General features: G+C 45.5%; 22 protein-coding genes. 10 read left to right on the top strand and 12 right to left on the bottom strand.

All coding sequences use genetic code 11. The annotated features are described in order from the left end of the window. Positions 1 to 199 precede the first annotated feature (199 nt). Positions 200 to 1,078, bottom strand: a complete 879-nt coding sequence (locus tag MHO32_RS04665) for an NAD(P)-dependent oxidoreductase (RefSeq protein WP_010452745.1) — start codon at positions 1,076 to 1,078, stop codon at positions 200 to 202. Positions 1,079 to 1,194: 116 nt separating this feature from the next. After that, entirely contained in the window at positions 1,195 to 1,563 is a 369-nt protein-coding gene (locus tag MHO32_RS04660) for a DoxX family protein (RefSeq protein WP_239210743.1), read from the bottom strand. A 101-nt stretch (positions 1,564 to 1,664) separates the two neighbouring features. On the opposite strand from MHO32_RS04660, the gene MHO32_RS04655 reads away from it, so the two are divergent. After that, positions 1,665 to 2,552, top strand: a complete 888-nt coding sequence (locus tag MHO32_RS04655) for a LysR family transcriptional regulator (RefSeq protein WP_239210742.1) — start codon at positions 1,665 to 1,667, stop codon at positions 2,550 to 2,552. Between the two features lie 326 nt (positions 2,553 to 2,878). Here the strand turns inward: MHO32_RS04655 and MHO32_RS04650 are convergent, their stop codons facing one another. Further along, positions 2,879 to 4,750, bottom strand: a complete 1,872-nt coding sequence (locus MHO32_RS04650) for a fructose-specific PTS transporter subunit EIIC (protein WP_020194036.1) — start codon at positions 4,748 to 4,750, stop codon at positions 2,879 to 2,881. A 233-nt stretch (positions 4,751 to 4,983) separates the two neighbouring features. Between MHO32_RS04650 and MHO32_RS04645 the strand changes: the two genes are divergently transcribed. Continuing rightward, entirely contained in the window at positions 4,984 to 5,283 is a 300-nt protein-coding gene (locus tag MHO32_RS04645) for a PTS fructose transporter subunit IIB (RefSeq protein ID WP_005441202.1), read from the top strand. Positions 5,284 to 5,295: 12 nt separating this feature from the next. Further along, positions 5,296 to 6,072, top strand: coding sequence for a PTS sugar transporter subunit IIA (locus MHO32_RS04640; RefSeq protein WP_017819357.1), 777 nt, complete (start codon positions 5,296 to 5,298; stop codon positions 6,070 to 6,072). Positions 6,073 to 6,084: 12 nt separating this feature from the next. On the opposite strand, the gene MHO32_RS04635 is transcribed toward MHO32_RS04640, so the two are convergent. After that, the gene (locus tag MHO32_RS04635; protein ID WP_005451367.1) at positions 6,085 to 6,927 is read right to left on the bottom strand and encodes a helix-turn-helix transcriptional regulator; all 843 of its coding nucleotides are present in this window, start codon (positions 6,925 to 6,927) and stop codon (positions 6,085 to 6,087) included. 382 nt (positions 6,928 to 7,309) lie between these two features. Between MHO32_RS04635 and MHO32_RS04630 the strand changes: the two genes are divergently transcribed. From MHO32_RS04630 to MHO32_RS04615, 4 genes are all read left to right on the top strand, one after another. Next, positions 7,310 to 9,217: a PTS fructose transporter subunit IIABC gene (locus MHO32_RS04630; protein ID WP_239210741.1), complete on the top strand. Its 1,908-nt coding sequence runs from the start codon at positions 7,310 to 7,312 to the stop codon at positions 9,215 to 9,217. 77 nt (positions 9,218 to 9,294) lie between these two features. Next, a complete protein-coding gene (gene manA, locus MHO32_RS04625; RefSeq protein ID WP_239210740.1) occupies positions 9,295 to 10,527 on the top strand; it encodes a mannose-6-phosphate isomerase, class I in 1,233 nt (410 codons plus the stop codon). 201 nt (positions 10,528 to 10,728) lie between these two features. After that, complete coding sequence (locus tag MHO32_RS04620; RefSeq protein ID WP_009704883.1) at positions 10,729 to 11,664, top strand: ADP-ribosylglycohydrolase family protein; 936 nt, start codon at positions 10,729 to 10,731, stop codon at positions 11,662 to 11,664. A 144-nt stretch (positions 11,665 to 11,808) separates the two neighbouring features. Then, entirely contained in the window at positions 11,809 to 12,714 is a 906-nt protein-coding gene (locus MHO32_RS04615) for a LysR family transcriptional regulator (protein ID WP_239210739.1), read from the top strand. Positions 12,715 to 12,779: 65 nt separating this feature from the next. Here MHO32_RS04615 and MHO32_RS04610 read toward each other — a convergent pair whose 3' ends face one another. The 6 genes from MHO32_RS04610 to norV form a co-directional block, all read right to left on the bottom strand. Beyond that, a complete protein-coding gene (locus MHO32_RS04610; protein ID WP_047515197.1) occupies positions 12,780 to 13,775 on the bottom strand; it encodes an HlyD family secretion protein in 996 nt (331 codons plus the stop codon). After that, positions 13,775 to 14,098 carry a DUF3302 domain-containing protein gene (locus tag MHO32_RS04605; protein WP_239210738.1) on the bottom strand — a complete coding sequence of 108 codons (324 nt, stop codon included), beginning with the start codon at positions 14,096 to 14,098 and terminating at the stop codon, positions 13,775 to 13,777. Before MHO32_RS04605 ends, MHO32_RS04610 begins: the two co-directional genes overlap by 1 nt. 426 nt (positions 14,099 to 14,524) lie before the next feature. Further along, positions 14,525 to 15,382 (bottom strand): DUF2608 domain-containing protein, encoded by an 858-nt coding sequence (locus MHO32_RS04600; RefSeq protein ID WP_069219142.1) that lies wholly within the window; start codon positions 15,380 to 15,382, stop codon positions 14,525 to 14,527. 330 nt (positions 15,383 to 15,712) lie between these two features. Beyond that, a complete protein-coding gene (locus MHO32_RS04595) occupies positions 15,713 to 16,051 on the bottom strand; it encodes a DUF1971 domain-containing protein (protein WP_009697167.1) in 339 nt (112 codons plus the stop codon). 42 nt (positions 16,052 to 16,093) lie between these two features. Further along, positions 16,094 to 17,242, bottom strand: a complete 1,149-nt coding sequence (norW, locus tag MHO32_RS04590; RefSeq protein WP_239210737.1) for an NADH:flavorubredoxin reductase NorW — start codon at positions 17,240 to 17,242, stop codon at positions 16,094 to 16,096. Positions 17,243 to 17,252: 10 nt separating this feature from the next. Next, positions 17,253 to 18,755, bottom strand: a complete 1,503-nt coding sequence (gene norV / locus MHO32_RS04585) for an anaerobic nitric oxide reductase flavorubredoxin (protein ID WP_239210736.1) — start codon at positions 18,753 to 18,755, stop codon at positions 17,253 to 17,255. A 190-nt stretch (positions 18,756 to 18,945) separates the two neighbouring features. Between norV and norR the strand changes: the two genes are divergently transcribed. The 3 genes from norR to MHO32_RS04570 all read left to right on the top strand — a co-directional run bounded on the left by norR (position 18,946) and on the right by MHO32_RS04570 (position 21,913). Beyond that, entirely contained in the window at positions 18,946 to 20,478 is a 1,533-nt protein-coding gene (gene norR, locus MHO32_RS04580) for a nitric oxide reductase transcriptional regulator NorR (RefSeq protein ID WP_050935311.1), read from the top strand. Positions 20,479 to 20,575: 97 nt separating this feature from the next. Then, the gene (locus tag MHO32_RS04575) at positions 20,576 to 21,223 is read left to right on the top strand and encodes an HAD family hydrolase (RefSeq protein ID WP_005451350.1); all 648 of its coding nucleotides are present in this window, start codon (positions 20,576 to 20,578) and stop codon (positions 21,221 to 21,223) included. A gap of 156 nt (positions 21,224 to 21,379) precedes the next feature. Then, complete coding sequence (locus MHO32_RS04570; RefSeq protein WP_009700145.1) at positions 21,380 to 21,913, top strand: cytochrome b; 534 nt, start codon at positions 21,380 to 21,382, stop codon at positions 21,911 to 21,913. Between the two features lie 72 nt (positions 21,914 to 21,985). Here the strand turns inward: MHO32_RS04570 and MHO32_RS04565 are convergent, their stop codons facing one another. Both MHO32_RS04565 and MHO32_RS04560 read right to left on the bottom strand, forming a co-directional pair. Then, a complete protein-coding gene (locus MHO32_RS04565) occupies positions 21,986 to 22,900 on the bottom strand; it encodes a LysR family transcriptional regulator (protein WP_005451346.1) in 915 nt (304 codons plus the stop codon). Between the two features lie 97 nt (positions 22,901 to 22,997). Beyond that, positions 22,998 to 23,867 (bottom strand): AraC family transcriptional regulator, encoded by an 870-nt coding sequence (locus tag MHO32_RS04560; RefSeq protein ID WP_074051744.1) that lies wholly within the window; start codon positions 23,865 to 23,867, stop codon positions 22,998 to 23,000. Positions 23,868 to 23,983: the final 116 nt, after the last annotated feature.

Below are 23,983 nucleotides of genomic sequence, written 5' to 3'. Positions count from 1 at the left end.
GAACGCTGTAATCATCACACTGTGTGATTAAAAGACATAAAAAAGGAGGTGCTCTACAGCACCTCCTGATTTCAAATCACTAATCCTTAATCACAGGTCACTAATCACAACCATACTCAAGGAGATTCATTATGATTAACTTAGATTTCTTTAAGCTCTTTGATACCAAAGAACTGTTTATCTATTACTGATTCATCAACTACTGATTTTTAGCGACCGCTTTGATCAGTACTGATGTATCCATGCGACCTAAACCATCTCGTTGAAGGTCTGCGTATTGCTCATCCACTTTCTTAGTCAGTGGAAGCTCTAGACCCACTCGCTCTGCTTCTTGCAGGCAGAAACCCAAGTCTTTGCGCATCCAATCAATAGCGAAGCCAAAATCGAACTTATCTTCCGCCATCGTATTTGCGCGGTTCTCCATCTGCCATGAACCTGCAGCGCCGTGCTTCAACGTTTCTACAACTTGAGCGATGTCCAAGCCTGATTTTTGTGCCAGCAGCAAAGCTTCACTCAGACCTTGTAAAACGCCACCAATACAGATTTGATTTACCATCTTACAGCGCTGACCCTGACCGTTTTCACCCAGTAGTGTCATCTGCTTCGCGTACACATCCATCGCTGGAGAGACACGATCAAAAATGCTTTGTTCACCACCACACATGATGGTTAGAACACCATTTTCTGCGCCCGCTTGACCACCAGAAACTGGCGCATCAATGAAGTGATTGCCGTACTTAACACACGCTTCAGCCAGCTCAACCGCTAGGTCTGCAGAAGTCGTTGTGTGGTCCACTAACACTGCATCCGCTTTCAAGCCAACCAGAATGCCTTCTTCACCGTAAACAACGCTACGAACGTCATCATCATTACCCACACAGGTAAAAACAATGTCACAGCCTTCTGCCGCTTCACGTGGTGTTTCACAAGCCACGCCTTGGTATTCTTCAGCCCATTTGTCGGCTTTCGCTTTTGTGCGGTTGTATACTTTGGTTTCAAAGCCCGCTTTACTTAGGTAACCAGCCATTGGGTATCCCATCACACCCAGACCAATAAATGCTACTCTTAGTTTTTCCATTGCAAGCCTCCTTGAATTCGAAATAAGTGACGTTTTGAAACTATTACTATTTGAAACAGTTACTATTTGAAACATGTTACTAAAGATTTCAGAACATTACTTGCAATAATTTCGTCTTAAATAAGCGCAACAAACTCAATTAAAGGCGAAGCCACCAAAAGTGATAATAAAAGCGTCACCATTGACGGAATCGCATCTTTCCAAGTATCAAAACGAAAATGGAAAAACATCGCACCAACTGAGGTGAAAACAATAAAACTTGCACCTATCGCACTTAACAAGTTGTTCGTCGATAACAAGCCAATTAACATCAAAATTGCACCCGTTACCTCGACCAGTCCAACCAAAAACATAGCGGCACGATTCAACCCATATTTATGAAAGAAAGCAAGCTGTGGCTCAAAAATCGGCTTCACCCAACCGATGATTTTGATCGAACTGGCAAACAAGAAAAACGCGATTAACAACCCTTGAATCAACACCATAATTTTAACTCCCGAACAGATAATGGAAGTATTAAAGCATTCCACTTAAAACTTAAGGAGAGTAGTATTTAGCTACTTATCATTCCAAACAGGAATGCATCATGGATAAATTTGATTGTTTGAAAGTCTTTTCTCGTGTCGCTCAGTTAGGTTCATTTACTTCCGCGGCTAACGAACTCAATACCACTCAGAGTGCGGTAAGCAAGAAGATCGCTTGGCTTGAACGAGAAGTCGGCATTACTTTGTTTCACCGTCATGCACGTGCCATCAGCTTAACTTCTGGTGGAAAGCAATATCTCGAGCTGGCGCAGACACTCACAGAACAAATGGATTCCTTCGAGTCGCAGCTTAGACAAGAGCAAGCGTCGGTCTCTGGCGAGCTCAAGCTTTCAGTGCCGAGTGCGTTTAGCGTTCGCTTGTTATCTGCGCCACTGAATGAGTTTCTCAACCAACATCCGGAGCTTAGCGTCGATGTGTCAGTTTCGGACAAGTTTGTCGATTTAGTTGAAGGCAATGTTGATATCGCGATTCGTGCCGCCTACCTAAAAGACTCGGGGTTAAAAGCGCGTTGGTTGATGGATAACGAATTGGTTTACTTCGCTTCTCCAAGTTACATCGACAAGCGCGACCCTATTCTTAGTGCTAACGATTTGAGTACGCACTGCTGCTTAACCTACTCACTCTCCAATCCGTCTAACTTGTGGCGTTTTAGCGATGGAAATGAAACCATTAAAGTCAAAGTGAAAGAGCAGGTTCGAAGTGATAGTCCTGAGATGTTGGTGCAAATGGCAAAGCTTGGGCAAGGCATCGCTGCAATGCCAAAATGGATGGTAGAACAAGAGCTTAACAATGGTGAACTAATTCAAGTATTAACGCAATATCAATCAGTTAAGCTACCAATGTACTTGGTTTACAAAGATAGTGAGTACCAACCTCAGCGCATTCGCACTTTTATTGATTTCTTGGTTAAGCACTTTTCTCAGGGATAAAAAAAGCTCCATCAAAAATGATGGAGCTAACTAGCAGATAGCCTTAGTTGGGATTATCCCCAAGTGACTTCAAGATGCAGTATTCAGAGCTTGGTCACTGACTCGAGTTCGAGGAAAACATCGCAGCGTAATAGTGAGCTATTTCCAAGATGTTTGACAAAGAAATCGCTTCAGTGACAAGCTCCCGAAGGGCGAGTTGATTTGGTTTGCATACTTTGTTAACGATTTTTGATTTAGCACCACTAGAACTTCAAATCGTTGCCTCGTCTGAAAACCAAATCATTCTCGCTGAACCATGCATATCGAGGTTACTTGGGGATATGTACTTAAGGGATTCTTTTCGCCTGCAACAGTGCTGCTGCATTGAGCATTGCGTCTTTAGTACTGACATCCAGCACCTTCATTTTTCTGAATCGTTCTGGCTCTTTGATGGCGACATCGTGAGCGAAGATTACAAACCTTGCCTTGGCGATATCTTTGTCAGTGATTCGGTTAATGATGCCGTTCGCACCTTGCGTTTCGACCTTAATCTTAATGCCTAACGCACAGGCGGCTTTCTCTAGTGACTTCGCAGCTAAGAAGGTATGCGCCACACCTGATGGACAAGATGTCACGGCAAGAATATCTGCTTCGCCCTCGCCTTGCACAGACGTATAAGCTTGAGATTGACCAACCGGACTATCGTCTTCTGTGACTGTCTTCTTAAGCGCAATAACAATCAATGCTGTGGTAAACGAACCTGCAATTGTGCCAACTATGTAGCCAATCTTGCCGTCCACAACTGGCAGCACAATCCAGCCGCCCCACGGAGCATGGTTAATGACATGGAACATAAACCCAATCACATTACCGACGATACCACCAGCAACAATCGCAGGCAATACGCGAGCTGGGTCTCCGGCAGCAAACGGAATCGCCCCTTCGCTGATGCCAATCATACCCATGATGCCCGCGGCTTTACCCGCTTCACGTTCATCACGTTTAAACTTACTTGGCGATAGAAAAGTTGCTAACGCCATACCTAAAGGCGGGGTACAAATCGCGATACCGACACCACCCATCAACCACGGCTGAGTATTCACCTGTGTCTGAGCAAACAAGGTCGCCACTTTGTTGATAGGACCGCCCATATCAAACGCGGTCATTGCGCCCAGTACGGTGCCCAACATCACTTTACCTGAGCCAGCCATACCCGTGAGCACATCGTTCATGGTCGTCATTGCGCTGGCGATAGGTGAACCAATCACCCACATCACTGCGCCACAGGTGACAAACGTACCAACCAGTGGGTAGATAAAAATCGAGCCGAGGGAGCTCATGCTGTCCGGCAATTGAATCTTCTTCAGTAGCCAAACCACAAAGCCTGCGAAAAATCCGACCACAATCGCGCCCAAGAAGCCAGTGTTGTAATGACTAACCGCAATCCAAGATCCAATCATTCCCGGAGCAAGACCAGGCTTATCAGCGATCGAATAGGCAATGTAACCACCTAATACCGCGGTAAATAGTGTCAGACCAGCAATACCCATTTTGGCGATATCAGCCAGAATGCCTTCTTTCGGAACCCCACCATGACCTGAGATCATCACAGAGAGAGATAGCAATACACCGCCCGCGACAATAAACGGGATCATATGTGAAGTGCCGAACAGCAAGTGCTCTTTCATTCTGCTCAGCTTTTGTGCCCAAGGGCTAAGGGGTTCAGATGCGAATTCCAGAGGATCTAAACCTGAGTCGTTTGCGTTCGACTGAATGTCAGTGAGTAGTTCGTGCGCTTCATCCACTGACTTCGCCGCTTTTAGCTTATTGACGAAACCATCTTCAATGATTTTAGTGGAGATTTGTGCCAAAACTTCGATGTGGTGATGGTCATCCCCATCTGGAGAAGCCAGCATGAAAAATACGTCAGACAGTTCGCCATCATCAGCACCGTAATCAATCCCTTTGCGGCTGATGCCCACTGCAACTGCGGGTTTTGCGACCGCATTGCTTTTGGCGTGAGGAATGGCAATACCCTCGTCAAAGCCGGTATTGCCAATCTCTTCTCGTTTCCAAATGTCCGCCAAGAACTGACTTTTGCTAGTGAGCTTGCCCGCCGCGTCCAACAATTCGACGAGCTCTTTGAGCGCTTCATCTTTGGTTTGAGCCTGCAAATCCAAGCAAATGGTTTCCGGTTCAATAAGGTTTAATATGTCCATTGTTTGTACCTTGCAATGTTCACGCTCGAGAGTCATGAGTTATTTGTTCCATCTATGACTGTGTACAGAGTAACCAACACTCGTCCTTTCCAATACAGGACAAAAAGTGCATTAACTGGATTAATGTAACATGAGATTTAAACTGTGATAGAGCTCTTGCGATTATCTGCTTTAAATCCATCCTTCCGACGGTCACTATGCTAAAATCCACAAAAAAATAAAGTGGATAGAACATGAAGATCGTAGCGGTGACAGCGTGCCCTACAGGCATCGCTCATACTTATATGGCGGCAGATGCACTAATGAAAGCTGCGCCTAAGCATAACGTACAAATTAAGGTTGAGACGCAAGGCGCGATGGGTATTGAGAATCAGCTCACTCCCCACGATATTGCACAAGCGGATCGTGTCTTAATTGTGTCCGATATTGAGATTGAACAACCAGCTCGCTTTGAAGGCACCAACAAAGTCCAAATCCCGATTGAAGACGTGTTACTCAATGTCGATAAAGTATTCCTTGTACACTGTCGATGATACGCTGTGCTGATGAACGAATACCAAATCACCTTTTTTGTCGACGATATTAATGCCAGTGCTCATGTCGCACAGCCCCTCAATCGCGTCGCCAAAAAGTTCAAAAGCACATTACACATCATCAACATAACCCAAAATCGCGTCGCTGAACTCACTAAGTCAATCGCGGTTTTACAAGTTGGCTTGCAGCAAGGCGACTTGTGTCAAATCACGGCTATTGGTATTGACGCCGAGCTTGCCTGTTTCGTTATCAAAGATATGATTGCTGAGAACTTCACCGTTGTGGGTTCTCACATCAACTACGAATTCTCAAGCCAACTTGCTGAGCGTCTTCCGCAAATTTGCCCGCCTTGTGAAATTAAATGGCATTACGCCAAAGCGCACACTGAGCTCACCAAGTTTGAGTGCTTGAAAGGGCTAGCGCAGCTTATTCATCCTATTCACCCAGACGAACTCATTCTCGCCTTTATCAAACGTGAAGAGCGGTCCTCAACCGCAGTAACACCAGGCATTGCTCTACCCCATGTCATGTTCGAAGGTGTGGACCACATTTCTGTCGCAGTTATCGCTAACGAGATTCCGATGGATTGGGCATCCAAAATGGGTGAGGTGCATCTTGCTATAGCATTAGTAATGCCAGCGAAACCCACACGCGAGCACATCATTGCAGCAACCAACTTAACTCGTAATCTACTGACCGACCAAATGGCTGAACGTTTACTGCTAACAAAAAGCAGCGTCGACTTGCAGGCGCTTCTGATGTACGCCATGTCGAGGCTGCTTGCTTAATCTTTACTTGCTTTAAATTGAACCGCGATACTCCGTCGGCGTTCTGCCCGTTCGGTTCTTAAATACTCGACAGAAGTAGTTCACATCTTTGAATCCACAGCGCACCGATACCTCATTCAACTTAAAGTTGTATTTCTTGAGCATAAACTTCGCGCGGTCTACCCGCACCCACGTAATGTAATCGGCTAACGTCATGTGACCTTGCTGACGGAACAAACGCGACAAATGGTTAGAAGAGATGCTGAACCTCGACGCAATACTGTCACGTGTGATTGGGCGGTGGAAATTCTCTTGGATGTAGATACAAATGCCCTGATACAGATCTTGCACTCGACTGTGCGCCTGCGTCTCTATAGGTGCATCTAACATCGACTTAGCGTATTGCAACAAAGCTTGCAGCAACAACTCATCCATTGGCTTCTTATTACACTCACGAGCCAATGAACTCAGCGCTTCCAAGATATTATCAATGGCGAATCCAGAACGAGTTTGAATACTGTGTTTTTGAATATCGTAAAAGCTCGCTTCCCCTTTACGTTTGGACACGAGACTCAAACCCAATTGACGGCGACCAAAGAGAATACTTAATACCGAGCAATCTGTATCCCAGTCAGGTTTATTCCAACAGTTAGGCGGAATAAATATCGCATCACCGGTTTTCGCCACGATATGCGTCACTTTGCGATCATGACTTTCCATTTCATTAATATATTCACCAGACAAGACCAATTCTAATCGAGGGAAGTTAACCTGATAGCTAAATTCAGGTGGTGTATGAAAATCACCAGCAAACCATATATTGTGGAATGGTTCTCGCTCGTTTAATACTGATGAAATCAAATCATGAAAAATCATTTTACGTACTCTTAAACACGCATCCATGATGCTATACCTATAGATATACACCCTACTGGATTTTTGTGCTATTGAGCAAAATCACACTTCCATTTTAAGGTTACAAAAATCCAGTTAACGCATCAATTATCCAGTCTATCAAATCATCAAAAAAGCCTTTAAACCCTTATATATGGGAGCAATAACACATTTCACTTATGGTTCGTCGACTTCTACATAATGTCACAGATATGCAGTAAGTTTATCCAGTAGACGATCTACATCACACTCTAGTCGGGCGGTTACAATCGTCCAGTAAATGCATTTTTTCTTCACTATTGTCTCCGCTTGGTTAATTTCAAAATACCCCTGAAATAAAAATTATATTTATAGGGGTTCGACAATGATCACCAAACTAATAAATGAAGACTTGATTAAGCTTGATCTTCAAGCGACTTCAAAAGAAGACGTATTTAAAGAACTGGTTGCAGTTCTACACGCCCAAGGTCGTATTTCAGACCAAGAGCAATTTCTTGCAGATATAAAAGCACGTGAAGAATTAGGTAACACCGGATTTGAAGATGGCGTTGCTATCCCACACGCAAAAAGTGCCGCAGTTCTTGAACCAGCGGTTGTGATCGGCGTAAGCAAATCAGGTATCGAATATGGCGCAGAAGACGGTTTGCCTTCAAAACTGTTCTTCATGATCGCTTCTCCAGACGGTGGCGATAACCACCATATCGAAGTACTTGCAGAGCTGTCTTCAAAACTGATTGAAGATGGTTTCATTGATGCGTTTTTAGGTGCAGCAAACAGCCAAGACGCACTAGCACTTCTACTTGCTAAAGAAGAGCCTCAACCAGTGGCTGACACCCCAGCCAACCAAGGTTTCATCATTGGTGTTACTGGTTGTCCTGCGGGCGTTGCGCACACTTACCTAGCAGCAGAAGCGCTAGAGAAAGGTGCAGCGGCGATGGGTTACGAAATCAAGGTTGAAACGAACGGTTCAATCGGTGTGAAAAACAGCCCAACCTCAGAAGAAATCGAACGTGCAGATGCAATCATCGTGGCATGTGACAAGCAAGTCGACATGAACCGCTTTGCTGGCAAACGCGTGGTTAAAACCAACGTAAAAGCCCCTATCCGCGATGCTCAAGGTCTGATTAGCGAAGCGTTAAGCGCTCCAGAATACCAAGCAGAAGCAAGCAGCAATGCACAAGCGTCTGTTGCAAACAAAGCCTCTCAGGCTCGCTCGGACCTGTACCGCTACTTGATGAACGGCGTATCACACATGATCCCATTCGTTGTCACAGGTGGTCTGTTGATTGCACTTGCTCTTGCAGTCGGTGGTCAGCCAAGTGAAGCGGGCATGGCAATTCCTGAAGGCAGCATGTGGAACCAAATCCTCAACGTAGGTGTGGTTGCCTTTACGCTGATGATCCCAATCCTTGCTGGTTACATTGCTTACGCGATTGCTGACCGTCCTGCTCTAGCTCCTGGCTTGATCGGTGGTTGGATTGCAAACAACGGTTCTTTCTACGGTGCAGACGCAGGTACAGGCTTTATCGGTGCCATCATCGCTGGTCTGCTTGTGGGTTACTTCGTGAAGTGGATTACGTCGATTAACTACCACAAATTCATTCAACCTTTGGTGCCAATCATGATTGCGCCAATCACAGGTTCGCTATTCATCGCTGGTCTTTTCATCTTCGTTATCGGCGCGCCAATCGCAAGCCTAATGGACGGTCTGACTGCGCTACTAACAAGCATGAGTACAGGTAACGTCGTTCTACTAGGCATCGTACTTGGTGGTATGGCTGGCTTCGATATGGGTGGTCCATTCAACAAGGTCGCGTTCCTATTCTCTGTGGGCATGATTGCGAGCGGTCAAACTCAATTTATGGGTGCGATGGCGTGTGCAATCCCTGTTGCACCTCTAGGCATGGCACTGGCAACGGCGCTTGGTCGTAAGTTCGACCTGTTCGAAGAATCAGAAACCGAAGCGGGCAAAGCAGCAGGCGCTATGGGTCTGGTTGGTATCTCTGAAGGTGCGATTCCGTTCGCAGCGCAAGATCCAATGTCAGTGATTCCTGCAAACGTACTTGGCTCAATGGTAGCAGCAGTAATGGCGTTCTCATTCGGCATTACCAACAGTGTTGCTCACGGCGGTCCAGTTGTCGCTCTACTTGGTGCGATGAACCACCCAGTACTTGCTCTGATTTGTATGGCAGCTGGCGCAGTGGTTACCGCAGTAACGTGTGTAACTCTGAAGAAAGTTCGTAAAGCAAAAATGATGCAAGCAGCCGCTTAATCACCCCTACCCCCAAATGGCTCCTATGGCTTGGGCAATGTCGCTCAAGCCATGATTTTCTCTCATGGTGACACTCTATGTCTGATTTAACGATGTCCGATACACAAACGATTCAAACTCAAGCTAAGCATCCGATGTTTTTCCTGATGAACAACGTGATTCAAAACTACGCTTGGGGCAGTACTACTTCTGTTAACCAACTGTTTGGCATTGAAAACCCAACGGGTGAACCACAAGCAGAAGTATGGATGGGCGCGCATCCAAACGGTTGCTCATTGGTGATGGTAAACGGTGAGGAGACCAAACTCTCTTCACTGATTGCTCAAGACATGAATGCCTTTCTGAGTGAAGAAGTCACAAACCGTTTTGGTGAACTTCCATACCTGTTTAAAGTGCTTGCCGCTGAGAAAGCACTATCGATTCAGGTTCACCCAAACAAACAGCAAGCAGAATTAGGCTTTGCACTGGAAGAAAAACAAGGCATTCCCCTAACCGCTGCAAACCGTAACTACAAAGATCCAAACCACAAACCTGAGTTGGTTTACGCGCTAACCGAATACCAAGCGATGAATGGCTTCCGCCCAACAAATGAAATCATCAGCTTCTTCTCTGAACTGGCGATTCCTGAGCTACAAGGCTTGGTGGATGACCTTATCGCAAACCAAACGCCAACTGGCTTGGCGACCTTCTTCTCGGGTCTACTGTCACTAGAGGGCGAACAGAAAGGGATGGCGTTGACGGTGCTATTGGCTCAAGCTCGCATCACCGACTTACCTCTGTTCAACCTCATTCTTGAGCTAGAGAAGCAATACCCTGGCGATATTGGTTTGTTTGCGCCACTGATGCTTAATGTGATTACCCTACAACCGGGTGATGCCATGTTCTTGGATGCAGAAACGCCACACGCTTACTTGAAAGGTACAGGTCTTGAGATCATGGCGAACTCAGACAACGTACTGCGCGCGGGTCTGACACCAAAATACATGGACGTGAAAGAGCTTCTTGCGTGTACACGCTTCAACGAGAAGCCATTCGACAGCCTATTGCTCGCACCAAACGAAATCGACGATATGTTGGAATACCCAATTCCTGTGAACGATTTCAAATTCGCTATCGTTAAGCAAGCTCATCAGCGTACTCTAGAAGTTCAAACCGCTGAGATCCTTATGCCTCTGGATACCAAACTTGTGCTAACTCACGCAAACGGCGAAACATGCGTAGTTGAAAAAGGACAATCCGTTTTCATTCCGGCTTACGCAAAACAGGTTACTTTGGATTGTGAAGGTCGTGTCGCACGCGCTTACAGCTAATCGTTATTATTGATAGTACGCCACTAAAACCAACGCCTCGCCACTCGCGGGGCGTTTTGCTTTTAACCTTAGTCTTTTTAACCCTAGTAAAGCAATGGTTAATTGAGCACTATAGTCTTGATCCAAAACAGAAAAATTTCCCTACAAAACCAAGAAACTGTGTAAGACTTATTGAGTAGCCCTGTTGATAAAGGTGGCAAGATGACTCACAGAAACGCTCGATCTCTTCATGCCATTATCGGCGCACTCGTCGGTGATGCAGCATCTCTCGGATTTCATTGGCTTTACGATCAAGAACTCATCAGGCAGTTTGGTTCTCCGCATCCGGAATTTCACCAACCTAACCGAACTGAATACCATGACAAAGGTTATTTTGCCCACGGTAGCAAACAAGTCGGTGACCTCACCCACTACGGCGCACAGCTTGTTGCCATGTTAGATGCTCTGGTTCAAACCGGACACTACGACGAGGCGCGTTATATTCGCTCCTTTCGAGAATGGTTTGATTTTGGCGGTAAATGGCAGGGCTATACAGACAAACCGACTAAGCAAACACTGCTCAACATTCATGAGTTGGAAGCCAAAGAACTGCGCGTAACTTTGTGCGGGGCTGACGACACACAAAACCCTGCATTATCTAAGCTTCCGCCTTTGGTGGCTTTTCATTCCGATGATGACAAACTCGCTAAACTGGTCGACTCCGCAGTGAGGGTTACCAATAACAACGACACCGCAGTTATGTATGCCCAAGCTGTCGCAGTGATGATTCAGATGGCATTGCAAGGCGCTGCGCCCAAAGCGTGTGTAATGGCAGCTCAGACGGTTTCTCCAAAGATTGCCAGCGATATTCAACGTGCAGAGGCGATGAGCGGCAGAAACGCCACCAGCGTTGCGGAGTCCGTTGGGATGCATTGCGGTTTAGACGCTTCGTTTGTGGTGATTTGTCATTTGTTGATGAACTCAGAAAGCTACGAAACTACCATGCGTGAGAACATTTACTGTGGCGGCGATTCAAGTGGACGAGCTATTCCGCTCGGTGCCATTCTTGGGGCAAGTTACTACGACACACCAATGTCGATTCCAAATCATTGGATGGATCAAACCGCGCTACCTCGCCGTTTACTGCAGTGTTTATAACCCTTTTCAACCAGCGAAAAGAACAGAACCTAAACTCTGGTCTTTTCGTTGGTGATGATTTGAATCTCGCCTGACAGAAATAATCCTCGAAATCTTTACGCTATCCACCTACATTGAAGATAAAGCAAATCAAAGAGATAGCCTATGGACCTTAACTTGTTAAAAACGTTTGATGCGGTCATGAAATCAAAAAGCGTCAACGATGCCGCTACCGCGTTAAACATCACTGCGCCCGCCGTGAGTCACGCACTCAACAAGTTAAGAGATCAATACCAAGATCCCCTCTTTGTTCGTCAAGGTAGAGGCATCGTTCCGACGAATTTCGCGATTGAGTTACACGCAGAAATCAAAGAGCCTTTGAGCCTACTGATCAACGGTTCGAAATCTCGTCAAGAATTCACGCCAGAAACCAGCCAACGCACGTTTCGAATCTCTAGCCATAAAGATATCGATTTAATGCTCGTGCCAGCCTTATCGAAATACAAATCCCAGCATGCGCCCTTGGTTTCTATTGAAGCAGATGTGGAACACTTGAACGAACAAGACCGCCAAGACGACTTGAGACGCCGACGCGTGGACGTGATTCTTGCTACCGTGCCTTTAACGGATCATGGTTATCACAATGAATTGTTGTTTGAACAAGAACTTATGGTGACAGTGAGCCAAGATCATCCTCGTATTCAAAACACGCTCACGTACGACGACTTCATACGTGAATCTCATGTAACTTGGCGAACGCAGCGACTCAACACCAACGCTTTAGACTCTTTGATCATCGAAGATACGCTGCCCCCGAGGCAAGTGGCTTACTCCACCGGCTCGACCATGACAGCGCTACAGTTAGTGTCTCAAACCGACTGGATATGCGTTACCTCGCGTTGGTTCTCTGACAACTTGGCAAGCAAGCTCGGATTGAACGCTTTCCCTTTGCCCTTTGAAGCCAATAAGGTGCCTATTTACATGACTTGGCACCAATCACAAAAGAACGACAAAGGACACGAATGGCTGAGGAATGCAATTAAACAGGCGGTCGCTCAATCCATTGAGTAACAGACGAACAATAGCAGTACACCCATAGAAAAAGGGCAAAACCTGCAGCTTTGCCCTTGATGTCATTAGCCTTCGAATAGCCAGTTTTGCCAACTCTGCATTCTCAGAATCACTTTACGTACGATACTGAACATTTCCCATTTCGGTGAGTACACCGCAACATGTGCATCTGTGCCGGATGGCAATGGCATGTCTTTTACCAAGTCTGGATTATCCAGTTCCACTTTCACTAAGATTCGACCACCAGCAGGAATTTGTTCTGGGTACTTCATATTGCCTGATGGTGATACCGCGCCTTGAGCAAAAATGTCATTCACTTGTGTCACATGCGCCTTGTAAGCATGACCGGGAATGGTATTGAAGGTCACTTCCGCCGGATAACCGACTTTCACGTATCGTGCTGGCGCTTGTTTAAATGCAGCAAACAGTTGTTTGTCTTCTTTGTGGACGAAGGTCAGGTTTCCTTGAAACGGCACAATGCGACTCTTCATCCCCGGACGCAGCGCCACTTGCGTGACATAGCCATCCGTTGGTGCGGTGACAGTGGTTTTGCCTAGTTTAAACTCAGCAACAGCTAACTCTGATTGATATTTGCTCTTATTTGCCTTTTGTTCCAGCAATTGGTTCTCAATATCGTCCACTTTCTCTTGAGAAGAATACCCCTTACGCCCTAACTTTTGGTATCTTTCCAGCTCCGCCTGATAGAAATCAATCGCTGATTCGGTACGACTGATATCACCTTGAATACGGCTCACTTTATCTTTGAACGGTGTATCGTCAATTTGATAGAGAGGGTCACCCGCTTTCACTTGTTGGTTTCCTTGCACATACACTTGAGTAACTATACCTTCTACCTGAGAAGTGATTGGTGTCGTCACACTGTACAAACGCGCCATGCGAGAAACGGGTTGATACATTGCCATATAGAGAAAAATCCATCCCACGATGAACATGCCAATAACGGATGCCGTGGTGAGTGTCCACTTGGTTTTAGGTACACGAAATACTCGAAATACGATAACGCACAGCGCTACGTAACTTAGGATGATAAGAGTTTCCATTATTCGCTCCCTCTCGCTTGCTCAAGTTGATTGATACGAACCAATAGTTGCTCATAATCTTGTTGAGATACCGAAGGCTTAGCACCTAACCAGTTTTGCTTCTCTCCGTCGTACATGGCTGCCCATATCCAAAGAAACGGCCAAATCACATGAAGAAAGAACAAGCTCACCCAACCGGCAATATGAATCGCATCGGCATGGGGATGGTTGCGCTTTTTTGCAATTTCGTAGGGGATATCATGTAAGGCTATCAATCCAAAAATCAGAATTAACAGCACCACAAATAAAATCGCCAGAGAGGCGTAGTCCAACATTAAATTCATTGTGGAAGCTCCTAGTTTAAGACGCTCTAGACGTTTAAGACGATCTAAACAATGCTAAAACGTAACTGAGTGATGACTTTCCTTAAGCTTGTCGCTCCGTCGCAATGAAGAAATTGTAGGATGAGGCTTACATCAGGACTATTGATTCCTATTTAAATGACAGTTTAGTGATATTTAATTATCCATAAAATCATCAAGTTAGACCTCTATACCCATTCAAATCCTGAATGATTTCAGAATAAGCAGAACAGGATCGAATCTAGCTTTCTACAGGCAGAAAAAAAGCGATACCAACATTGATATCGCTTTGGATAAGGTTGCAAGACCAGTAAATAATCCGAAAAAATCGATTGGACCCCTCCATCTCTCTAAACGGGTATTAATAACCCGGCACAAGCAACAAACCTAAATCACTTTTTCACCTGGTTATTGACCCAAACAAGTGTCACCCATACGTGCAGGCGCAATCTGGTCCAGGACTTTGTTTAACGCTTTCCAATCACTCGCCATCTTATTTGCTTGTTCCTGTGTTAGTACTGCTCCATTTGCTGCAATACGGTCATGCTCTACTTTGGTATAGTGGAAGATTGTCATATCTACTGCTTTGTCATCTTTGTAGGCATTCTTCATATTGACGACGTTCTTCTCACTGTCATCAACAAACACAACGTCACTAAAGCTTTGATCTGTCTTATCTAAAATGTACTCAAGCATGGTGCCTTTGTTCATACCTGTGGTCATCATAATGCCATTGATGTAGCTCAGCGGGCGCTTGGGATTATCGATATAGATAGGCAGTGCATCTGAACCTTTCTCTTTAAGCGCAGAGCGTGTCATATCAAATTGATTACGCATCATTTCACGCTCTGTGGCGTAACGATAATTTGGAGAACGAGACGTTAGAGCCATCACCGTTAGACCGTCATCTTGCCAGCCACGCAACATCGCAGGCACGCCATTTTCGATGGTTTTCATCGGTACTAGCTCGTACAGCATGCCGATGGAGTCTTGAAAAAGACAATCGACTTTATCGCCATCTTTCGGCTTCACATCCAATTTACCGCGTTGCCATTGGTACCAAATATCGCCCCCAATATCGGAAGTCGAAGTCAGCAAAGTATTGTCGATATCAACCACGATCAGTGGATTTTTCCCTGCTTCTTTCAGCTGATTTACTTTAGCCGCAACATCGTTAAAGTTGTTGGTATCTTTGACCTCCACATCTGCCATTGCGTTAGTTGCGAATGCCAGTGCGCAAAATAGAGCCACTTTTTTTAGCGTCATAGTATTTCCTTAAGTTGATTCTTTCCGAATAACTCGAGCTTTTCAATATTAATTACGTTATAACATAACAAAAATATCGTAACTTTTTGTTACATTCCAACTATATAATTGATATCCATCACATAAATGAGAGCACGGTTTCGTTTTAACGCTCTTCTCGTCGGAGTTCTGTGTACGCAAACCATTATTCAACATCATTTGTAATCGTCGTAAAGTAAGAGACAAAAAAGAGCAGAGACGAATCTCTGCTCTTTTGCCTACGCTTAATGCATAGTGTGATAGTCAACGCTTCTTCCCGACAAATTAGCGCTGTATTCACTTCTGTATGCGTTATTTCTTCGCGTGGAACATCGCTTGCCCACTCTTATCTTTGTTCGACCAAAAATTGATGTTGAACTGAGCATCATCGCTCATCTCAATTCGGTGCCAATATTGCGGAGGACTGGTAGCAAACTGACCTGCATTAATCACCACCACCAATTCTGCTTCTGTGGCATTTTCATCAGCAAAGCCGTAGTAAGTCACTTGCCCTTCCATGACACACAGCTGCCCAAACACACCCTCAGCGGTATTATGATGAGTCAGTAGCGCTGGTGGCACATTGTCTTTAGTGAAGAAAGGCGTTGAACGTTGAACAGTCCAGTCTTTAGGAATTCGTAAGTGCGACATAATGATACCCTCCCTAATTACAATTCTTTTCGTTTAAATCGGTTAAGTCTGACTGGCTTGAGACAACTCTCGAAGTAATGGAAATGCTTGGCTGACTTGTTCGCCCGTCACGACGAAGCCCTTGAGTCGGCTATTTTCATCTTCAGCCTTTGCGGCAATACCAGTTTGAGAAATCTGCACGCTCCAGTTCGTCACCGAACTAAAATCGCCCGCTAATTGAATTGGGTAGCTCGGCGTTTTCACCTTTACCATCATAGGTGGTAGTTTCAACTCTGCTTCTTGCCCCAGTAGCTGTTTGCCTAACACATTGGCACTTAGCACGATCGGTTGGAGATACGGCATCATTCGACCTTGGATCTCGGCGCAATCGCCTAATGCAAATACATTGGCTACTGATGTCTGTAATCGAGCATCCACCTTGATGCCTTTATTGACGCACACCCCACAAGCCTTCGCTAACCAAGTGTTAGCACGTAAACCCGCCGCTGAAATCACTACATCGGCTTCGATTGCATTACCTTTGCTCACGCTTGCTACCAGCGAATCATCTGAGTGATTGATCGCGACAACCCCAGTCTCCAAAGCAAGTTGAATACCTTGCTGCTTAAGTTGGTTTTCGAGCGGTAATGCGACGAATTCAGGAATCAGGTTAGCGAGCAAACGGGGATTTGGCTCAACCACCGTAACCGCTTTACCACTGGTCGCGAGATCCATGGCAATCTCGACGCCGATCAACCCACCACCAATCACTAAAACACGTTTCGCACGGCTAATTTTCTCTTCTGCCAATTGGTATTCTTGGAGTGAATTTAACGTGATCACCTCAGATGCCGCATTGCCTGACATCGGTGGCACAAAGGCTCTCGCACCTGTCGAAAATACCAATTTGGAGTAAGGATAGACTTGACCATTGACTACCACTTGCTGAGCTTGCACATCGACATGCTCAATCATGGTATGGGCAAATAACTCAATGTTGTGTTCCTGTGCAAACGCTTCTCCACTCTTAACCACTAGGTCTTGGGCGGTTTGCTTATTGCTAAATACATGACTCAAATCAGGCTTGTTGTATTCCGCGCCATCATCGGCAGTAAACACTTGTAGCGGAATATGTGCGTCCATTCGACGCACTGTTTTCACCAATTGGTAAGCCGCAAAACCGCTACCAATAATCACAATAGGAGCTTGCATATTCGCCCCCTTACCCGTTGTATTCGACAAAAACGTCTTTACCCAAGTGGCATTCTGGGCACAAGAAGTAATTTGGCACTTCAGTCCAAGCCGTACCTGGCTCAACACCTTGATTAGGCTCACCTTTAGCTGGGTCGTAAACCCAATTGCAAACCGTACAAACCATGCATTGACAATCTGCAGGATGCGCCTCGGTACTATGGTTACTAGGAGCAGCATCTACCACAGCTTGTGTTGCTACTTGTGCAGCGGGTTGTGATTGAACTTGTGGTGCAGACGCAGCAATCGTCGGTGCAAAAACAGGGCTCGTCAGGTCATGCTTCGCCCACAATTTCGCGATGTTCTGACCATGTTCACGGCACTCACGCATCGCTTTACCATCTGGTCGCCATTTGGTTTTCAAACTCACTGCGGTTTCAAAGCCTGCGTCGGTCAATCGAGCATGGATACGATCCACCGCGCCACCATTCCACCCGTAGCTACCGAACGCAGCGGCTTTCTTCGCTTTAAAGCGCAGACCGGTAATTTCTTCTAACATGCCTGCGATCTTCGGCATCATGACGTTATTCATCGTAGATGAACCAACTAAGATACCTTTTGAGCGGAATACATTGGCGAGAATTTCATTCTTATCGTGCTTAGAGACATTAAAGACTTTAACCGCCACACCAGGATCGACATCGTGAATGCCATGCGCAATGGCATCTGCCATCATTCGGGTGTTATTTGACATAGAATCGTAGAAAATCGTAATGCGATCTTCTTGATAATTGTCTGCCCACGCCAAGTATTGCTCGATGATTTGAACCGGATTATCGCGCCATACAATACCGTGTGACGTTGCGATCATGTCGACAGGCAAGTTGAAGCTCAGTACTTCTTTGATTTTAGCGGTTACCAAGCTGCTAAATGGCGTTAGGATGTTTGAGTAGTAACGCAAACACTGCTCCATCAATTCATTTTGGTCCACTTCATCATTGAACAGACGTTCATCGCAGTAATGCTGACCAAATGCGTCGTTACTGAATAGCACCGCATCGCCCGTTAGGTATGTCATCATGCTGTCCGGCCAATGCAGCATTGGCGCTTCCACAAACACCAGTTGCTTGCCATTACCGATATCGATACTGTCGCCCGTTTTTACGGTTTTGAAGTTCCACTCGGGATGGTGGTGATGACCAACGATGGAGTCAATCGCCGCTTCTGTACAGTAAATTGGCGTGTTCGGAATCTTCTCCATCAATGCAGACAATGCGCCCGAGTGATCTTCTTCTGCATGGTTTACCACGATAAAGTCGATAGACTTAAGGTCGATTTCCATCTCTAAATTTTGGATGAATTGTTGACTGAATCGATGATCGACCGTATCAATCAGTACGGTTTTCTCTTCACGAATTAGATAACTGTTGTAGCTGGTACCTTTTGTCATTTTGTATTCTGTACCATGGAAGTCCTGAACTTCCCAATCGCGCTGACCTACCCAATGAATGTTGTTTTTTACGTGAATTGTCATAATTACTACCTTGAATGACGAAATAAATAAGAAGAACTGACTTTTATAATGCATCGGGTATGCCAACTTTTTAATTTCTTTATTTTCAACAAGTTAAAACAAAATCAACAATAATAACTGTCATTAAGACACAGTTGAAAATTGTCATTAAGACACTACAATAGTCATATTGACACAATTGGTATTGGTTATGACTTCTTTAATCGCGCAGTGGCTACACATCACACAAGACCTTAACTCAGCACTCACTCAGCAAGCTCGTTTTGATACGTTGTTAACCACGATTCGAGAGGTATTAAAGTGTGACTCTTCTGCCCTTCTTTTGTATGAAGATCAGCACTTTAAGCCATTAGCGATCAATGGTTTGGCAGAAGAAGTGCTGGGACGCCGTTTCTCCATTGAGCAGCACCCAAGGTTAGAAGCCATTGCCCGAGCTGGCGACATCGTGCGCTTTCCCTCTGACAGCGACTTACCTGATCCTTACGACGGCTTGATTCCAAACCACGATGACAAACTACATGTCCATTCCTGCATTGGTTTACCTTTGCTGATCGACGATCAGCTCATTGGTGCTATTACGATTGACGCCTTCGACCCCAACCAATTTGATGGGTTGCGTAACCAAGAATTACGTTTTGTTAGTGCATTAGCCGCAGGTGGCTTACATACAGCTCTACTGTTAGAGCAACTAGAAACTCAAGCGAGCCTGCCACGTGATTCTTACGCCGAGAAACGCACCTTGAGCAACGAAATCATTGGCAACTCTCAGGGGATGAAGAATCTTCAAGAACAAATAGATGCAGTCGCCGATACCGAGTTGTCTGTACTGATCATGGGTGAGACTGGCGTGGGTAAAGAGTTGGTCGCCAGTGCTATTCACCATCGCTCCAATCGTTCCAGCAATACCTTGGTTTACCTCAACTGTGCGGCTCTGCCTGAGTCCGTAGCAGAGAGCGAACTGTTTGGGCACATCAAAGGCGCATTTACGGGCGCAATCAGTAATCGTAAGGGTAAATTCGAACAAGCAGATGGCGGCACACTGTTTTTGGATGAAGTCGGTGAACTGTCATTAGAGCTACAAGCCAAGTTACTTCGAGCCCTACAATACGGCGACATCCAACGAGTGGGTGACGACCGTCATATCCGAGTCAATACACGCATTGTCGCCGCCACCAACCGTATTTTGCATGAAGAAGTCACCGCTGGGCGTTTTCGAGCCGACTTATATCACCGCCTAAGCGTCTTCCCACTTCATGTGCCACCTCTTCGCGAACGCGAGGATGATGTAGTGTTGCTAGCGGGCTTCTTTGCTGAACACTTGAGAAGTAAGCTCGGATTGAACAGCATTCGCTTGTCCCCTACGCTCGTTCACGCGCTTAAGGATTATTCGTGGCCAGGCAACGTTCGAGAACTCGAACATGTCATCAAACGGGCTGGAGTTTTGGCAAAAGCACGCACCCATTCCATGGATATTGAGTTAGTCGAACAAGATTTTGATATTCGAACGCCGAATCAGAACATCAAGAACGTTGAAGAAACGAAACAAAACTCTCGCTTAGAGCTGCCAGAAGGCGGATTAAAACCAGCCACAGACGCATTCCAAAAAGCGATGATTGTTCGATCACTGGAAGAGAACCAAGGTAACTGGGCAGCAACGGCACGTCAACTTGAGCTGGATAACGGCAATTTGCACCGTTTAGCAAAACGCTTAGGAATAAAATAAGGATTGAGTAAAAAGCGTGTGAGATGGTGGAATTCCACAAGAAAATCGTTTTCGCTTATGTCAAAATGCGCCATCTCAATCGACAAGTCATAACGTAATGAATTTTCAAGCTGCTATTTTTGACATGGATGGTTTACTCCTCGATACGGAACGTGTGTGCATGCGCATTTTCCAAGAAGCGTGTGAAGCACAAAACCTCCCATTCTATAAAGACGTTTACCTTTCAATCATTGGTCGCAATGCAGCCGGCATTGAAGTGATTTTCCGCAAAGCTTATGGGGATGATCTTGATCGCTTACACAAAGAATGGCGCGACCGATACGATGCGGTAGTTAAACACCAAGCCATTCCGGTCAAAGAAGGAGTGATTGAGCTACTTGAATGGTTGAAAGAGCAAGGGTTACCCATTGCTGTTGCCACTTCTACAGCAAAAGAAGTGGCGAAAAAGAAGTTGGAATTGGCAGGTTTGAGCCAGTATTTCGACAACTTAACTACCGGCTGTGAAGTTTCACACGGTAAACCCGATCCAGAAATTTATTTGCTTGCGGCAAGTCGTTTAGACATAGAACCAACCAAATGTCTCGCCTTTGAAGATTCAAATAATGGCGTTCGTGCTGCTGTTGCTGCCAACATGGTAACTTTCCAAATCCCAGACCTCGTTGAACCTTGTGAGGAAGTGCGTGGATTTGGTCATGCGATCGTTCCTTCACTGCACCACGCTCTCGCTGAGTTAAAACAAGACTAAGCAATTTTGGCTCATTGAAATGACTCAAAACGCTCCAACTTTCGGAGCGTTTTTTGTGAACAAAATTTACCCAACTTTACACTGTCATGTGTAGTTCTATTCACAACATTAATGGATAATCGTTCGCATAACCACAAAGAAAAAGAGGATTATCTTATGCTCAACAAAACGCCTTTAACTTGGCAAACTATCGCTTTGCACTGGGTAACTGGACTCGCTTTTATAGGTGTGTTCGCACTTGGTTTATACATGGTGGATTTACCACGCAGCCCAGTAAAATTCGAATGGTACGGGATTCATAAATCGCTAGGCGCTATCCTTTTAGTTATCGCTCTTGCTCGTCTAGTGTGGCGCTTAAAAGAAGGCGCTCTACCACCAGCTTCTGAGATGCCAGCATGGCAAGACAAAGCAGCCAAGGCAGTCCACGGTATTCTACTGTTAGCCACCTTAGCAATGCCTATCTCTGGTATTGCTATGAGTGCTGGCGGTGGTCGAGCTGTTGATATTTTCGGGTGGGTGATCATCGCAGAAGGCGCAGAAACACCTTGGCTGCAAGAGCTTGGCTCAACGATTCATCACTCTGCGGTAGAAGTGCTCATCTTAGTGTTTGTTTTGCACGTTGCTGGCGCTATCAAACACCAAGTGATCGATAAGGATGGCACCATCTCACGTATGCTTGGTCGCAGCTAATCTTCTTAATTTTATAAGAAAAAACGCCACTTAATGCGAATTAAGTGGCGTTTCCATTGAATATTATTCAGGCTACTTTTGCTGTTCTGCCAGTTCAAGCTCCCAATAAGGCGGTTGACCGTAATACTCCGCGAAATAGTCAATAAACGCTCGAACTTTAGGGGCGATCAGGCGAGAGCTCGGGTAGACCGCCCAGATACTCGCATTCATCACTAATGGATAGTCTTGTAATATTTCGACTAACTCACCTTTTTGTAGCTGTTTGTATACGCTCCAAATCGAGTTAATTGAAACCCCAAGCCCATCAATGCAAGCATCACGCATTGCATCACCATTATCGGTTCTAAAGCTGCCAGAAGCGCGCATCGAGTACTGCCCTTCTGGGGTTTCAAATACCCAATTCTCCAAACCAGCCAAAGTCACACATTCATGATTTACAAGCTCTTCTGGCGATTGAGGTGTGCCATGCTGCGCCAAATACTCCGGTGACGCGACAACAATACGACGATCTGGAGCAAGTTTGCGTGCCACCAGAGACGAGTCTTTCAGCTCGGCAAGGCGAACAGCAACATCGAAGCCACCTTCCACCATGTCGATAATCGAATCGGAGAAGCGAAAATCAATGGTCAACTCTGGGTACTTTGCCATAAACCCTTTAAGTGCTGGCACTAAATGCAAGCGCCCAAAAGATGCAGATGCGGTGACTCGTAACGTCCCTGTTGGCGCCTTGTGACCAACACCTACAGCACCTCGTGCCGCTTCAACCGTTGCCAACACTTCTTCAGCATGAGGTAAGAATGCCTGCCCCTCTTCTGTTAACGAGACCTTGCGCGTGGTTCGATGTACGAGGCGCACACCCAAACCTTCTTCCAATTTATTAATATGGGCACTAGCAACCGCAGGAGATAATCCCAGCTCTTGTCCCGCCATACTGATATTGTGGGTCGATGCTAAACGAACGAAAAGTTTTAGATGTTCTATGTTCATTTTATTTTATTTTCAACTTATTCTATAAAGTCTGAGGTTATTAATGGCTATTTTCTTCCCACACAATAGTAAAGCATTCAATTTGAAGCAAAGACTTTTAGAAGAAACTGATAGGTAAATAGAAATCTAACTCGAAGACTTCTTCGTGATTAAGAAAATGGTTTTTATGATAGTGCACATAAGCAGGTGTCGAACGTTGCTTAAAACCAGAGTTAGGTAACCACTTTTCCAATACCATGCTGATTTGCGGCAAAAGCTCACCATAGACGCCTGTTAATCGGAACACCGCGTGTAAGCCACCTGGAATGGTCATTTGATTCACCACACCACGATATTTAAGCGGTTTATCAATCGCCATGCACGCGACATAGCGACACTTATCCAGCTCTACCCAAGCAGGGTTGGAATGGTGCAAACCATATTGAGTAGAGAAATCACGCTGCTCAGAGTTCGCCCACGCTTTCAGCACCAGCCACGCATTACGAATCGAACGGTTGTAACCTTCATGGCGAACGTACGCAGCCAAGCGTTGTGGAACTTCAATAATCTTTGGCTCTGGTAGGGTGCGCTTTGCGACTCGATGATACCCTGCTGCCACTTCCGGATCCTTCAAATACGGCTTTTCTGCCACATGAAGGTCATGCTTACGCCATGCTCCTGGAGACAATTCAAACGTCGCTTTAAAAGCACGACTAAAAGACGACACTGAGCTGAAACCACACTTATTAGCGATTTCCAATACCGACGATTTAGTATCAAACATCAACTGATTTGCTGCGTATTCCATTCGCGTACGACGTATGTATTGATGAATAGACTCACCTACTACATCTTTAAATATACGGTGGAAGTGCTGTTCAGAATACGCCGCTACATCAGCGAGCTCTTTGGCGGATAATTCTCTACTGATGTCTTGATGAATATAGAACAGCACGTCATTGATTCTGGAAACCTGTTGCTGGCTCATAGCTTATCGCTTTACTGAAATAGCATAAATGGACATGTTTAACAGCATAAATGGACACACCTTAGTTAGCAAATACCATGTACTATCTTTCACATAAAATAAAAAATACGAGAAAC

The organism is Vibrio sp. MMH1-50 (assembly GCF_022347645.1).
GTDB classification, from domain to species: domain Bacteria; phylum Pseudomonadota; class Gammaproteobacteria; order Enterobacterales; family Vibrionaceae; genus Vibrio; species Vibrio harveyi.
This window is presented reverse-complemented; position numbering and strand designations above follow the sequence as displayed.